The organism is Streptomyces sp. NPDC057137, from assembly GCF_042670825.1.
Classification (GTDB): domain Bacteria; phylum Actinomycetota; class Actinomycetes; order Streptomycetales; family Streptomycetaceae; genus Streptomyces.
Genome location: NZ_JBHUUW010000013.1, coordinates 164,297 through 179,698 on the forward strand (window position 1 = coordinate 164,297; position 15,402 = coordinate 179,698).

A 15,402-nucleotide genomic window follows, 5' to 3' on the forward strand; every position below is an offset into this window, starting at 1 on the left:
AAGGACCGCTGTGAGCGAGCTCGACACCCGCATCGCCGTGATCGGCCTCGCGGTACGGCTCCCCGGCGCCGAGGACGTCGTCGACCTGACGGCCCTGCTGGGCCGTGACGGGGTCGAGGTCGGTGAGGTCCCGCCGAGCCGGTGGGCCCGCGAGCTGTACCGGGGCGAGGGGCCCCACCAGGGCACGCACCACCGCGGCGGCTTCCTGGTGGACCCGTTCTCCTTCGACCACGAGGCGTTCGGCATGACCGCCGAGGACGCCGTGCTCCTCGACCCCCAGCAGCGCGTGATGCTGGAGGTCGGCGCGCGGGCCCTGGAGGACTCCGGGTATCTGGGGGTACGCCGTCGCCTCGACGCCGCCGTGTTCATCGCCGCGCGCATGAACGCGTACGGCTTCGACCAGGGCCGGGGCACGGTTCAGCCCGGCCCGGCCGGCCCCGTGGGCATACCCGGGCCGGCCGCCCTGTGGGGGCGGTCGCAGAACTTCATGGCGGCCTGGCTGTCCGACCGTTTCGACCTGGCGGGCCCGAGCCTGGTGGTCGACACCGCCTGCTCGTCCTCGCTGTCGGCGGTCTGGCTCGCCTGCCAGAGCCTCGCGGCCGGGACCTCCGAGCTTGCCCTGGTCGGCGCGGTCGACCTGCTGATCGACCCGCTGACGTTCGTACTCCTCTCCCGCACCGGCGCGCTCTCGCCGGACGGGCTGTGCCAGACCTTCGACAGCAAGGCCAACGGCTATGTGCCCGGGGAGGGAGCCGCCGCCCTGGTGCTGAAGCCGATGCCGGCGGCGCTGGCCGACGGTGACGTGATCCTCGGAGCCATCAGCGGGGTCGTGGTCAACAACGACGGCCGCACCATGGGTGTCACCACACCGAACCTGGAAGCCCAGATCGACCTGCTGGGCAAGGTCTACAAGACCATCGACCCGGCGACCGTCCAGTACGTCGAGGCACACGGCACCGGCACCGCCATCGGCGATCCGATCGAAGTGCGGGCGCTCACCGAGGTGTTCGCCGGGCACGGCGTCGCCCGGAACTCCGTCGCGCTCGGTTCGATCAAGCGCCGGATCGGCCATCTGCACTCGGCGTCGGGGCTTGCCGGACTCGCGAAGATCATCGTCGCGATGCGCGAGGGTACCGTCCCGGCCGTGGCGGTGGAGTCACCCAACCCGCGCCTCAACCTCGCCGGCAGTCCCTTCCACCTGCCCGAGACGCACCTCCCCTGGCCGGACGCTCCGGTGCGCCGGGCCGCGGTGAGCGGCTTCGGCTTCGGCGGCACCAACGCCCATGTGGTGGCCGAGGCCGCTCCCCGCACGGACAGCACCCGCGCCGGGTCGGTTGGGGCCGGCAGACAGCCCGTACCGGTTCAAGTGCTGCCGCTGTCCGCCGACAGCCCGTACGCGCTGCGCGAACTGGCCGCCCAGTGGCTGGAGTTCCTGCCACCTCTGGCGGACGGGCGACCCGGCCGGCTCGGCGAGTTCGGCGACGTATGCGCCACGGCCCGGCTGGCCCGGCCGCACCGTACGGAGCGGCTGGCCGTTGTCGGCGCTGACGCGCATCAACTTGCCGCCGGTCTGCGCGCATGGCTTCTGCGGGCCGGTGCGCAGAAGGCCCGTACCGTCGGCGGCCCCCGTACCACCGTGTCCGTACGTCCCCGGGCGACCGAGGCCCCACCCGCCTGGCTGACCGCTCTCGACCGCTCCGCGCCGGCCGTTCACGAGGTCGTCGGCCAGTTCGAAGCGGCCACGGGCACTCAACTGGCCACGTTCTCAGGAGAGTTGCTGCGGATCGTGTCCGGGGTCGCGCTCGCCGTCGCGCTACGCGATCTGGGACTTCCCGAGGGTGCGGTCGATCTGCCCCCAGGCTGGGAGGCGGTCGGGGACTTCGTACGAGGACGCGTCCCGCTGGAGCAGGCGCTGGCCGACGTCCTGCGGAGCGACAACGAACTCGCGCGCGACGACCAGGACCACGCCGCCGAGAGTCATCCCGCCGACCGTCATCAGGCCGGCCGCCACGACGTCGACCGCCACGACGTCGGCGCACGGCTGGCCGAGGCCCGCGACGGGCGGGAGGTCAACCTGGTGCTCGCCGCGATCGCCGCCGAGCTTTTCCAGGAGGGCCAGGAGATCGACTGGTCGGCGTTCCAGCAGACCACAGGCGCGTCGTGGAGCAAGCGCCTGCTGCCCTCCGCCCAACTGCGCGGCCCCGCACTGAACTTGGCCGAGCCCCAGCGCTCGGCCGAACCCGGAGCGCCTGCGGAGCTGGTGTCGGACGAGGGGGCGGCCGGGTACACGTTCTCGCGCGTGTTCGGTCCGGCCGAGTCACCCATCGCACAGCACGCGGTGTACCGCACGCTCATGCTCCCGGGCGTGGCGTGGTTCGACTTCCTGCGCGAGGGCGCCGCGCTGCGCGGCGAAACCTTCCACGGGGCCCGGGACATCCTCTTCCACCGCCCGCTCATCCCGTCCGGGGCCCACCGGGTCGTCGGCCGGGTGGACGCGGAGAACCGGTTCAGGGTGGAGGACCCAGAGAGCGGGGAACTCTTCGTCACCGGCCGGCTCGTCACCGGCCGCCCGCCCGAGCCGCCACTGCCGGTGCCCCTGGCCGCCCTGCTGACCGACTGCGCGGGCTCCGCCGTGCACGCGGGCTCGGGCCTCTACCGGTGGCTGCGGCGCATCGGCTACCACCACGGCCGCTACTACCGGAACATCTCCTGGGTGGCGAGCCTGCCGGACGGCGGCACCCTCGCCCGTATCGAAGGCGCCCGTCAGCGGGAGATGAACCCGCCCGGCGTGGAACTGTTCCCCGGGCTCCTGGACAGCGTGACGGTCGCGGCGATCGACCCGGCCAACCCGGTGTTCGGCGCGGCGGACGCGTCCGCGTTCATCCCGCTCTCGGTGGGCCGACTGGATGTCCTCGGACCGCTGGCAGAGGCCGCCTTCGTGCGCACGGAGATCGCCTTCTGGAACGACGAAGCCTGCCGGGTCACCCAGACCGTGACCGATGAGGCGGGGACGCCGCTGCTGGTCTTCGGGGACATGGCGTCCAAGCGGGTTCCCGTCCAGGCGTTCAGTGCGGGGGAGACGCCGGCGCCGGTGGTGCCTGCCGCGCCTGTCGTGGAGCTGCCTTCGGAGCCGACCCCGACCCCGACCCCGACCCCGACCTCGCTCGCGCCGACGCCGACGCCAACTCGACTCGCAGCCCCGGCGAACCCCGCCCCCGCCCCCGCCGCCTCACGCTCCGCGCTGGCGCTCACCTGGTTCCTGGCATTGACGGAGACCTCCGAGGAGCACACCGACACCGAGTTCCTGTCCGCCGGGTTCGACTCTGTGGGCCTGGTGGCGCTGAGCGAGCGCATCTCCCAGGAACACGGCCTGTCCCTCTACCCGACGGTCTTCTTCGAGTATCCGACGCCCCGCCAGTTCGCCGACTTCCTGGCGGACGAGGCACCGCAGCTCGTCGACACGCTGGCGGCCCCGGCTGCGGCGGAAGTGCCCGCACCGGAAGTGCCCGCACCGGTGGCGCGGACAACCGCCACCTCACGAAGCCCCGAACCCGAGCCCGCCGAGCCCCCCGAGGCTGCCCCGGCATCACGGCCGCGCGATGTCGCAGTCGTGGGAGCGGCGGTCAGGCTGCCCACCGCGGGCAACCTGACCGCCTTCGCCGAACTGCTCGCCGAAGGCCGTGACACGGTTCGCCCGCTGCCCGAGGGGCGTTGGGACAAGGAGGCAGGGCCGGCCCCGTACGCCTCGTTCCTCGACAGCGTGGACGAGTTCGACCCGGCGCCCTTCCGGATCTCGGCCCGCGAAGCTCCTCTGATCGATCCCCAGGCGAGGATCGTGTACGAGACGATCTGGGAGGCCCTGGAGGACGGCGGCCGGATCGGCGGACGGGCCGACGGCGGCAAGACCGGCCTGTGGATCGCGTACAGCCACGATCACTACCACGAGGAGCGAGTACGTCACGGCGTACCCGACGGACGTGGCCTCGGGCTTGAGGCGATGATCGCGAACCGGTTGTCCTACCTGATGGACTGGCACGGCCCGAGCGGACTCGTCAACACCCTCTGCTCGTCGTCCCTGGTCGCCATCCACTCGGCACTCCAGCACCTCCGCACCGGCGACATCGACACGGCGGTCATCGGGGCCGTGCACGCCGGCATCAGCCCGGAGTACTTCCGGTCGATGGGGGACCTGAGGGCCCTGTCGCCCCGGCATCGCAGCCGTGCGTTCGACAGCACCGCGGACGGGTTCGTCCCGGGGGAGGGCGCCGTGGCCGTGGTGCTGCGGCGGTACGACGACGCCCGGCGGGACGGCGACCGGATCCGGGGTGTCATCAAGGGCGCCGCCGTCAACCACGGCGGCCGCACCACCCGCTACTCCGCACCCAGCCCCCGGGCCCAAGCTGCCGTCATCTCAGCCGCGTTGGGGGATGCGGGTGTGTCGGTCGAGTCGATTGGGTTGGTGGAGGCTCATGGGACGGGGACGAGTTTGGGTGATCCGATCGAGGTGGAGGGTCTGACGCGTGCGTGGCGTGGAGTGACGGACAGGTCGCAGTTCTGTGCGTTGGGTTCGTTGAAGGGGAATGTGGGTCATCTGGAACCGGCGGCGGGGTTGGCGGGGCTGGTGAAGGTGTTGTTGGCGATGGAGCATGAGGTGGTTCCGCCGTCGTTGCATGTGGTGCGGCCGAATGATCACATTCGGTTCGAGGAGACGCCGTTCTATCTGGCTGATCGTGCGGTGGAGTGGCCTCGGAACGGGGTGCCTCGACGTGCGGCGGTGAGTGCGTTCGGTATGGGTGGGGTGAATGCCCATGTGATCGTGGAGGAAGCTCCTGTGGTGCCGGTGCGTGAGTCGCCGGTGCAGGAGTCGTATGTGGTGCGAGTCAGCGCGGGGGACGAGACCGCGCTGCGAACCCTCGCCGGCTCGTATGCGGAGGCTGTGGCGGAGACGTCGCAGGAGGATCTCGGGGACTTCGCGTTCACGGCCAACACCGGCCGCGCCGCCCATCGCTTGCGTGCTGTCGTGCACGGTGGCGACGCACATGAACTGGCCGCCGGCTTGAGGGATGTTGCCGCAGGCCAGGTCTCCGGATCACGACGAGGCGGTACCCCCGCACCGACCGCCTTCATGTTCACGGGTCAGGGTTCGCAGTATGTGGGTATGGGCCGTGGGTTGTATGGGGTGGAGCCGGTGTTTCGGGCGGCGTTGGATGAGTGTGCGGGGTTGTTGGCCGGGCATGTGGATGTGCCGTTGCGGGAGTTGTTGTTCGGTGAGGGGCCCCCGGGTCGGTTGGATCGGACGGGGTTTGCGCAGCCGGCGATTGTGAGTGTGCAGGTGGCGTTGGTGCGGTGGTTGGAGTCGGTGGGGGTGCGTCCGGATGTGGTGGTGGGTCACAGTCTGGGTGAGCTGACGGCGGCGTGGGTGGCTGGTGTGCTGGATCTGGGGGATCTGCTGGAGTTGACGGCGGTGCGTGGGCGGTTGATGGAGTCGCAGCCGGGTGAGGGTGCGATGGCGGTGGTGCACGCCGAGTCGGAGGCTGTTCTCGCCGCTGTTGCCGCGTATCCGGGTGTGGAGGTCGCGGCGTTCAACGCGCGTCGATCGGTCACGATCACGGGTCCGGCGGACGGGATATCGGGTTTCTGTCAGGATTCCGGTCTGCGGACCCAGCAGTTGACGGTCAGTCACGCCTTCCACTCGGCCTCGATGCAGGGCGCCGTCGCCCCCTTCGTCCAGGCGATCACCGAAAGGAGACTGGCAGCTCCGGTGATCGGCTTCGCTTCGACGGTGACCGGTGGTTGGCATTCCGCCGAGACGGCCGCCGACCCCGAGTACTGGGGCCGTGCCATCCGCGAGCCCGTCCGTTTCAGCCAGGCCGTAAGCGCGCTGAGTGAGATCGGTGCGGGATCGGTGTGGGAGATCGGCTCCCACCCTCAACTCACCTCGCTCGCCCGCGCGTCATGGGGCGAGACGCAGCCCGTCTGGCTCAGCACCCTGCGCCGCGACCGCACCGACCAGGCCCAACTGCACGCCGCGGTCGCCTCGTACGTCAACCAGACCTCCGCCGAACTCAATTGGGCCGGGCTGCACCAGGGCACGGGCCGGCGCACCACCACCATCCCCACCTACCCCTTCAACCGACAGCGGTTCTGGATCTCCTCCAGTCCGCACGAGACCACGTCGAACCACGAGAAGTCGAACCACAAGAACGAGACGAAGAGGCACCTGAACCATGGCTAGCGAATACGGACTCAAGCGACACTTCAACGGCGACGCGGCACGCCTGATCGGCGACAGGATCCGGGCCGTCCACCCCGAGTTCGACGTGGAGGGCTACGCGGCCGAGGTCGAGTCGCGCATCCCCGACAGAGAACTGAAGGACCGCGTCCTCGTCCTGGCCGAGGGCCTGCGCACCCGCCTGCCCGCCGACTACACCCGCGCCGTACCGATCCTCCTCACCGTCCTCGGCGACGAACTCGCCGAAGGGGAGGGCATGTTCAACTCCAGTTGGTTCCTCATGCCGGTCGCACGATTCGTCGAGGAGTACGGCCTCGACCACCCCGACCTGTCGCTGGACGCCATCGAGGAGATCACCAAGCGGCACACGGGCGAGTACGCGATCCGCCCCTACGTCGAACAGCACTACGCGCCGACGATGGAGCGCGTCGCCCAGTGGGCACAGAGCCCGAGCCACAATGTGCGGCGCCTGGCCACCGAGGGAGTCCGCTCCCGACTGCCCTGGGCCCGGACCCTGACCGTGTTCGTCAAGGACCCCCGGCCGGTCCTGGAAATCCTCGAACCACTGCGCAGCGACCCGTCGGAATACGTGCGCAAGTCCGTCGCCAACAACCTCAACGACATCTCCAAGGACGCCCCCGATCTCGCACTCGACACTGCGCTGCGGTGGCTCGCGGAGAGCCCCACCCCCGAGACCAACTGGATCGTCAAGCACGGACTGCGCACCCTGGTGAAGAAGGGCGATCAGCAGGCCCTCGCCATTCTCGGTGCCACGGGTGGCGAGCATGTCCGCGTACCCCGGCTGAGCATCACTCCCCAGACGGTGACCATCGGGGACACCCTCGTCATCAGCTTCGACATCGAGAACACCGACGACCGGGTGCACAGCATCGCGATCGACTACGTGGTGCATCACGTGCGCAAGAACGGGCGCAGCATCCCGAAGGTCTTCAAGCTGACCACCCTCGAACTCGGCCCCGGAGAGCGGCGATCCCTGGAGAAGATCCACGCGATCAAGGAGGTGCAGACCCGGAAGTACTACGCGGGTGAGCACACCGTCGACATCCAGGTGAACGGCCTCGTCCAGGCCACCGAGAGATTCGGCCTCCTCACATGACCGGCGTCAGGTCCGTCCTCAGCGCTGCCGATCCGCTGGTCTCCCACCACCGGATCGGCGGCATCCCGGTCTTACCCGCCGCCGCGCAGATCGACGCCATGCTGTCCGCGTGCGACGCCCGCCGCCCGGACTGCTGGTGGACCTTGGAGCAGATCGCCTTCCGGGTGCCGCTGCTCGTCGCGGGCCCCGAGGCGGAGATCGAGGTCCACACGGCCGAGGACGGCGACTGCGCGTTCCGTTCCGTACGGCCCGGACACGGCGTACCGGTCGTGCACAGCACCGCCCGGGTGTCCGGCAGCCAACTGCCGCCGCCCCGCTACGTCGATGTGGCTGCCCTGCGGGCCGGGTGCACGGAGCAGGTGCCGCTGTCGGACGTGGCCGCGTGGCGCGAGGCGAGCGGGATCGCGTACGGGCCGGCGTACCAGGTGATCCGGTCGGCGCACCGGGGCTCGGGCCGGATGCTGCTGATGCTCCGGGCCGGGGACGATACGAACGCGGCGTCGGCTCCTCCCTTCGTACCGTCGGCACTGCTCGACAGCGTCTTCCAGGCGCTCGGGATGCTCGACGCGGGTGCTGCCGGGGCGTGCCTGCCCTGGTACGTCGGCCGGTTGGTGGCCCGCCGCAGGATCTCCGGCACGGTGATCGCCCTGGTCGAGCGGGACGAGCCGGGCGACTCCGGGGGCAAGGGGGGTGTCGTACGGGGGCGGGCCACGGTCTGCAATCAACAGGGGGAGGTCCTGCTGGAGTTGGACCGCATCACCCTCAAGGCGGCGAAGCCCGTTGCGTCCGAGGTGTCCGAGGTGCCCGAGGCGTCCAGGGCGTCCAGGGTGTCCAGGGTGTCCGAGGCGCCTGCGGCGTCCACCGAACAGGGGCTGCCGACCGTCTCGTTGATCGAGACCGTCGTCTGGCGGAAGGCCGACGTCGCTCCCGTACACCCGGCCGCGCTCGAAACGCCTGCGGGGCCGGAAGCCCCCGAAGCACCTCTGCTGATCGTGTCCGAGCACGACCTCCGTCCACCGGGAGACCGGCACGGCGTACACATGACGCCCGCGCAACTGTCCGACGGTGGCCTCGACACGCTGCCGGCCGACGCCGCTTTCCGGAACGTCGTGTACGTGGCACCGCGCGGACTGAGCGGCGAGGCGCAGGTGACGGAGGCCCTGCAAGGTGTCTTCACGCTGGTGCGCCGACTCGCGGCACGCCCGCCGATGTCCGACCTGCTGATCGTCACCTCCGCCGCGCACCAGGTGGCGGCGGAGGATGTCGTCGACCCGTTCATGACCGCCCTGTGGGGCCTCGGCCGCACGCTGCGCGTCGAGCATCCCCGTACCAGCATCCGCCTGGTCGATCTCGGCCCCGAGAGCGCGATCGGCCCCGACGACGACGCTGCCGCCGTCCTACGGGAGGCGCGAAACCAGGACCGGCCGGAACTCGCCCTGCGCGACGACGCCTGGTATGAGCCCTCCGTACAGCCGCAGCACACGAGCACCACCGCCCCGGTGCGATACGACGGTGGCCGCTTCCTGATCACCGGCGGCATGGGCGGCATCGGGCTGCGCGTCGCGGAGTTCCTCGCGGACGAGGGCTGCGCCCATCTGACCCTGGTCGGGCGAACCGTGCCGGAGCAGGGACCGGCCCGGGAACGCCTCGATCGACTCGGAGCGCGCTGCGACCTGACGGTCGTGGCGGCGGACGTCCGCTCACTTCGCGAGGAACTGTCCGGCGCCGCACGTTACGACGGGGTGTTCCACGCCGCCGGAGTCCTGCGTGACGGACTGGCGCGCAGCCTGACGCCTGAGCAGGTGGACACCGTCCTCGGGCCCAAGGTCGGCGGCGTACACGCGCTCACCGACCTGGTGTCCGGTCACGAACAGCCGGGTTTCGTCGCCTTGTTCTCCTCGGTCGCGGCCGTACGGGCGAACCTCGGTCAGAGCGCCTACGCCGCGGCCAACGCTTACCTGGAGGGCTACGCCGCCCGCCAACGAGCCGAAGGCCGCGCCTGGTACAGCCTCGGCTGGGGCCTGTGGACCGTCGGGATGGGGGAGTCCATCGCCCCGAAGGCCGCCGCGCACGGCATCCCGGCCCTCACCGGGGACGACGGCATCGACCTGCTCCGCACGACCCTCGGCCGACCCCCCGCGCACTACGTCCTGTCCGCCGCCACTGAAGCGAAGGATGTACCCATGACCGCTGTCACACCGGAATCCGGGCTGTGGCCGTCACTCACCCACGCGCTCTCGAACGTCCTGCATCTCGACGGCGTGTCCGCCGAGGACGACCTGCTGGAACTGGGCCTCGACTCGATGATGGCGGTCGAGCTGTCGGCGTCGCTGAACGCCGACGGGCTCGACATCGACCCCATGGTGTTCTTCGAGCGCACCAACGTCGGCGCCCTGCTCGCCCACCTCGAATCGCTGCCGCGCACGGCTCCGGCCGTCGCCCCGGCGCCCGCCCCCGCCCCCGCCGTCCCCGTCTCCGTACCGCAGACGCCTGCCGCAGTTCCGGCACCCCCGCCTCGTACGTCCCACATCCCGGTGCCGCCGCAGCCGACCCCATCCGCCGTCGCCGACTCCTTCGTCCCTGACTGGGACCGTTTCAGGGACGCCGCACCCCCAATGGCGCCCCCGCCCGTGACGCCACCCCGCACCCCGGCCCGGCCCGCGCCCCTCGCTCCGAGCCCAACCCCAACCCCGACTCCGGCTCCCGCCCAGGCCCAGGCCGCCACCCGCCTTCCGCGGCGGACCTTGCCGGGCCGGCTCGCCGACGCCCCCCACGGGAGGTTCCTCGACCGGCGCATCGACGCCCTGTCGACGGAGGACCGCCTGATCGTCGCCAAGGACGAGTACTTCTACGAGCCCGTCATCGAGGAGGCCTCGGGTCCCCGGATCAAGTTCGACGGCCGCTGGTTCCTCAACTTCGCCTCCTACAGCTATCTCGGACTCATCGGGCACGACTACATCGAGGACCAGGCCCTGCGCGCCGTGGAGCGGCACGGCACCGGCGCGCACGGGGTGCGGCTGCTCGCGGGCACTCTGCATCTGCACCGGGAGCTGGAGTTGGCGCTGGCCCGCTTCCTCGGCACCGAGGACGCCATCGTCTTCTCCAGCGGCTACATGGCGAACGTGGCGACGGTCGGCGCTCTCGTCGGCCCCGGCGACTTCGTCATCGGCGACGTCTACAACCACGCCAGCATCCTGGACGGATACCGGCTGTCCGGTGCGACGGTCATCACCTACGCCCACAACGACCTCGCCGACCTGGAACGCGCCCTGCGCAAGGCGGGCGACGCGGGCCGTCTGGTGGTCACCGACGCCGTGTTCAGCATGGACGGCGACGTGGCCGATCTGCCCGGCATCGTGGAACTGTGCGAGCGCTACGACGCGCCGCTGATGGTCGACGAGGCGCACAGCCTGGGTGTCCTCGGCGCCACGGGCCGCGGCATCACCGAGCACTTCGGTACCGACCCGGCACGGGTCGACGTCAAGATGGGCACGCTCTCCAAGACGGTCCCGAGCGCGGGTGGTTACGTCGCCGGGTCCAACGACCTGATCTTCGCGCTGAAGAACAACGCGCGGGGCTGGATGTTCTCCGCGGCGGTGACTCCCGCCCAAGTGGCCGCGGCCAAGGCGGCGATCGAGGTGATCGAGGCCGCGCCGTCCCTCACCCGGGACCTGCGCACGAAGACGACCCGCTACCGCGAGCAGGTACGCGCGTTGGGCTTCGACACGCTGGCCAGTGAGACACCGGTGGTGCCCATCATCTGCACCAGTGCCGACCAGGCGGGGACCATGGCCCGGCTGTGCCAGCAGGACGGGCTGTTCGTGCAGCCGATCGTCTACCCGGCCGTGCCGCGGACGCTGCCCCGGCTGCGGACCATCGTCAACCTCAGCCACTCCGACGCCGATCTGGACGCGGCCGTCGTGACGCTGGAAAAAGCCGGCCGCGCCTGCGGCCTGATCCGCTGAGCACCGACACCGACACCGACACCGACACCGATCCGACAGAGGGCTCCACAGGAACAGAGCGGTCCGCCGGAACGGACACCGTACGCCTTCCACCGCAGGGCAACCAGGAGGGTACCGACCATGACCGACATCGACACCACGGCGTTCTTCGGAGCGATTCTGAAGACCATCGCCTCGACCCGGAACCACGGCACCGACCAGGGCGAGTTCGCGTCCGGCGTGCTGGAACCGACCGCGCGGATACGCGCGTTCGAGAAGGAGGTCGGTGACCGGCGGCTGACGCCGACCGAGGCCGAGGAGGTGCTCGGTCTGCTGAGTACGACGCTGCGTACCAAGCGCACGCCGGACGAGGAGCGCGAGTACTACCTCCAGTACATCGAGAAGGTCGCCGGGATCAGCCGGGCCTCGCTGGGTCTGTCCGGCTGGTGAACGCCTCCCGTCTCGCGTGGTACAGCCACGAGATCTGTTTCTGGCACGACCCCGGTCCCGGATCGGGGTACGTGCCGGTGGGACCGGGCGTCGAGCCGCTGCGCCAGTTCGCGGTCGACCCGGACCTCCGGCGTGCAGAGGGGCTGGTCAAGGCGTTCGGTGTGATGGACCGGTTCACCGGCCTCACGCCGACGCCGGCCTCCGACGAGGACCTGCTCCTCGTACATGTCCCCGAACACATCGAGCGGGTGGAGGCGGCGTCGGCGGCCGGCGCGGGCGACGCCGGTGTGTACGCGTACGTCAACTACCACAGCGCGCAGGCCGCGAGGCTCGCCGTCGGGGCCTGCGCGCAGGCCGCCACGGGCGTCCTGGACGGCCGCTTCGACCGGGCCTACTGCCTGGTGCGGCCGCCCGGCCATCACGCGGAGCCGGACCGGGCGATGGCGCTGTGCCTCTACAACAACCTGGCGGTGGCCGCCCGTGCGGCGCAGCGCCGGGGGGCGCGCCGCGTGCTGATCCTGGACTGGGACGTGCACCACGGCAACGGCATCCAGCGGACCTTCTACGAGGACCCCGACGTGCTGTACATCTCGGTGCACCAGGAAGGACTGTTCCCCGCGGCGTCCGGTCTCGTCCTGGAGACCGGCGCGGGCGCGGGGGCGGGCAGCACCCTCAATGTGCCGCTGCCCGCCGGCTCGGGCCACGGCGCCTATCTCGCGGTGATGGACCGGATCGTGGAACCGGCGGCGCGTGCCTTCGGCCCCGATCTGATCCTGGTCGCGGCGGGCGTCGACGCGAGCGGCCACGATCCGATGGGCCGGATGCTCTGCACCAGCCGCACCTTCCACTCGATGACGTCGACGATGTGCCGGCTCGCGGACGAACTGACGGGAGGCAGGATCGTCTTCGCCCACGAGGGTGGCTACTCGGCGTGGTACCAGCCGATGCTGGTGCTGGGCACGGCTACGGCGATCGCCGGTCTGCCGGCCCCTCAGGACCCGTTCCTGCACTCGCTCGAACACCTTCCGGGCCAGCGCCTCCAACGCCACCAGGAGCGGGTGATCGCACACCTGGAGAGCCATCACCCGTTGCTCGCGGGCCCGGCCCGCTCGCCGCTCCCGCCACGACCCGGTCGGTCCCGGGCGGCCGGGCCGCCCGCACCCGGGACCAGGGTGCCGCTATGAGCGGCTGGTGGATGACGGTGGGGAGCGGCGCGCGTCCGACGGGCGGCACCGGCGCGGGGCTGCGGCCCCGCGCCCGGTTCCGCGTCGTGGCACTGCCGCACGCCGGTGGGTGGCCGTCCGCGTTCCGCTCCTGGTGGCAGGTGCTGCCGGAGGACGTGGAGTGTGTCGTCGCCCAGTTGCCCGGCCGGGGCACGCGTATCAACGAGTCCCTGGTGACGCGCGTCGAGCCGCTGGTCGACGCCCTCGTCCGAGGCCTGCTGGAGCTGGAGCCCTTGCCGTACGCGGTCGTCGGGCACAGCTTCGGCAGCGTGCTCGGATACGAGCTGACCCGGGCGATGGAGCGCCACGGTCTGCCCCCCACCCTGCTGACGGTGTCCGCGCGTCAGCCGCCGTGCTTCCCCAGCGAGCCGCCGTTCGCGCATCTCAGGAGCGACGCGGAGCTGCTGGAGCATCTGACGGACATCGGCGGGATGTCTCCCGGGCTGGTGGACCGTACGGACCTGGTCCAGTCGTCGCTCCGAGCGATCCGGGCCGATCTGGAGGCGATGGAGACCTACCGGCGGCCGCCGTTCGGTACCCGCGTCCCCATCCTGGCGCTCGGCGCGGTGGACGACCCGGTCGTCATCGACGAGCGGATGTACCTGTGGTCGCTGGAGACGTCGGGCGGCTTCAGCCGGCAGACGTTCACGGGCGGTCACTTCTACCTCTACACACCCGCCAACGCGGCGACCGTCGCCGCCCGCCTGGTCCCCGGCCCCGACCACCACCGGTCGGAGCCGTCCCTGCCACACCCCCTCGCCCGACGACCGTGATCGGGCACCGATGTGCACCATCCCCGAAAGGAAACATGTGAGTACCACCGCCGACACCACTACGCAGGCCGGTCCTCGTGAGTGGTTGGGCCTGGCCGTACTGGCGCTGCCCACCTTGCTGCTGTCCATCGATGTGAGCGTGCTGCACCTGGCCGTACCGCACATCAGCGAGGGCCTGAACCCCTCCGCCGCCCAGATGCTGTGGATCATCGACATCTACGGCTTCCTCATCGCCGGCTTCCTGGTGGCCATGGGCACCCTGGGCGACCGGATCGGCCGCCGGAAGCTGCTGCTGATCGGCGCCGCCGCGTTCGGTGTGGCGTCGCTGGCCGCCGTCTTCGCCGACAGCCCGGCCACGCTGATAGCGGCGCGGGCCGCGATGGGCATCGCCGGCGCCACGCTGATGCCCTCGACCCTCGCCCTGATCATCAACATGTTCCGCGACGCGCGGGAGCGCGGCGTGGCGATCGCCGTCTGGGTCACCATGTTCTCCGTGGGCATCGCGCTCGGCCCGGTCGTCGGCGGCGCCATGCTGGAGTACTTCTGGTGGGGTTCGGTCTTCCTGCTCGGTGTGCCCATCATGGGCCTGCTGCTGGTGGCGGGCCCGGTCCTGCTGCCGGAGTACCGCGACGAGGACGCCGGCCGGCTCGACCTGACCAGCGTGGCCCTGTCGCTCGCCACGATCCTCCCGGTGATCTACGGACTGAAGGAGATCGCCAACGACGGGATCGGCGGGATCCCGCTCGCGGCGATCGTCCTCGGCCTGGTCGTCGGCGTGCTGTTCGTCCGTCGACAGCGCACGCTGGAGAGCCCGTTGCTCGACCTCGACCTCTTCCGCAGCCGCACCTTCCTCACGGCCCTGGTGACGCTGCTGCTCAGCATGCTGGTGGCCGGCGGCACGTATCTGATGGTGACGCAGTTCCTCCAGCTCGTCGGCGGACTCTCCCCGATGAAGGCCGGTCTGTATCTGCTGCCGGCGGCCTTCGCGCTGATCGTGACGGCCGTGGTGTCCCCGATGGCGGCGAGCCGGATCCGTCCGGCGTACGTCGTCGCCATCGGGCTCGCCGTGTCGGGCATCGGCCATGTGATGCTGAGCCTGGCCGACAGTTCGTCCGGCATCGCTCAGGTGGTGACGGGCTTCGCCTTCGTCTACGCCGGTGGTGGCCCGCTCATCGCCCTGGGCACGGACATCGTCGTCGGAGCGGCCAAGCCCGAGCAGGCCGGGTCCGCCGCGGCCCTTTCGGAGACCAGCACCGAACTCGGCATGGCGCTCGGCGTCGCGCTGCTCGGCAGCCTCGGCGCGGCGGTGTACCGCAGCGGGGTGGATGTCCCGGCGGGGGTGGCGGCGGGCGCAGATGAGACGCTCGCCGGCGCGGTCGAGACGGCGCAGGGCCTGTCATCGGATGTGGCGACCGTCCTGCTCGGCTCCGCGCGGGAAGCGTTCACCGACGGCATGAACGTCATCGGTGGCATCGGGGCGTTGGTCGCGCTCGCCTCCGCCGTGCTGGTGGCGGTCGTCATCAAGATCCCGGCCACCGGAGCGGGCGAGGACTCCGCCGGTACCGACGGTTCGGTCGACGGCGCCGTCCCCGCCGTCAACGTGGAGGGTTAACGCGCCGCGCCGTCCTGTCCGGTGTGCGGCCCGCGTCACGCGACGCGGGCC

At 70.9% G+C, this 15,402-nt stretch carries 7 protein-coding genes; all 7 read left to right on the forward strand.

The window, feature by feature from the left end; translation table 11 throughout:
- Nucleotides 1-10 precede the first annotated feature (10 nt).
- Nucleotides 11-6,235, forward strand: a complete 6,225-nt coding sequence (locus ACFT9I_RS14305; RefSeq protein ID WP_382564017.1) for a beta-ketoacyl synthase N-terminal-like domain-containing protein — start codon at nucleotides 11-13, stop codon at nucleotides 6,233-6,235.
- The gene (locus tag ACFT9I_RS14310; protein WP_382564018.1) at nucleotides 6,228-7,349 is read left to right on the forward strand and encodes a DNA alkylation repair protein; all 1,122 of its coding nucleotides are present in this window, start codon (nucleotides 6,228-6,230) and stop codon (nucleotides 7,347-7,349) included. Before ACFT9I_RS14305 ends, ACFT9I_RS14310 begins: the two co-directional genes overlap by 8 nt.
- A complete protein-coding gene (locus ACFT9I_RS14315) occupies nucleotides 7,346-11,314 on the forward strand; it encodes a bifunctional SDR family oxidoreductase/pyridoxal phosphate-dependent aminotransferase family protein (RefSeq protein WP_382564020.1) in 3,969 nt (1,322 codons plus the stop codon). The genes ACFT9I_RS14310 and ACFT9I_RS14315 overlap by 4 nt, the downstream gene beginning before the upstream one ends.
- A 120-nt stretch (nucleotides 11,315-11,434) precedes the next feature.
- Nucleotides 11,435-11,743 carry a hypothetical protein gene (locus tag ACFT9I_RS14320; protein ID WP_382564021.1) on the forward strand — a complete coding sequence of 103 codons (309 nt, stop codon included), beginning with the start codon at nucleotides 11,435-11,437 and terminating at the stop codon, nucleotides 11,741-11,743.
- Nucleotides 11,740-12,927 carry a class II histone deacetylase gene (locus ACFT9I_RS14325; RefSeq protein WP_382564023.1) on the forward strand — a complete coding sequence of 396 codons (1,188 nt, stop codon included), beginning with the start codon at nucleotides 11,740-11,742 and terminating at the stop codon, nucleotides 12,925-12,927. The genes ACFT9I_RS14320 and ACFT9I_RS14325 overlap by 4 nt, the downstream gene beginning before the upstream one ends.
- A complete protein-coding gene (locus ACFT9I_RS14330) occupies nucleotides 12,924-13,739 on the forward strand; it encodes a thioesterase II family protein (protein WP_382564025.1) in 816 nt (271 codons plus the stop codon). Before ACFT9I_RS14325 ends, ACFT9I_RS14330 begins: the two co-directional genes overlap by 4 nt.
- Before the next feature lie 37 nt (nucleotides 13,740-13,776).
- The gene (locus tag ACFT9I_RS14335; protein WP_382564027.1) at nucleotides 13,777-15,351 is read left to right on the forward strand and encodes an MFS transporter; all 1,575 of its coding nucleotides are present in this window, start codon (nucleotides 13,777-13,779) and stop codon (nucleotides 15,349-15,351) included.
- Nucleotides 15,352-15,402 lie beyond the last annotated feature (51 nt).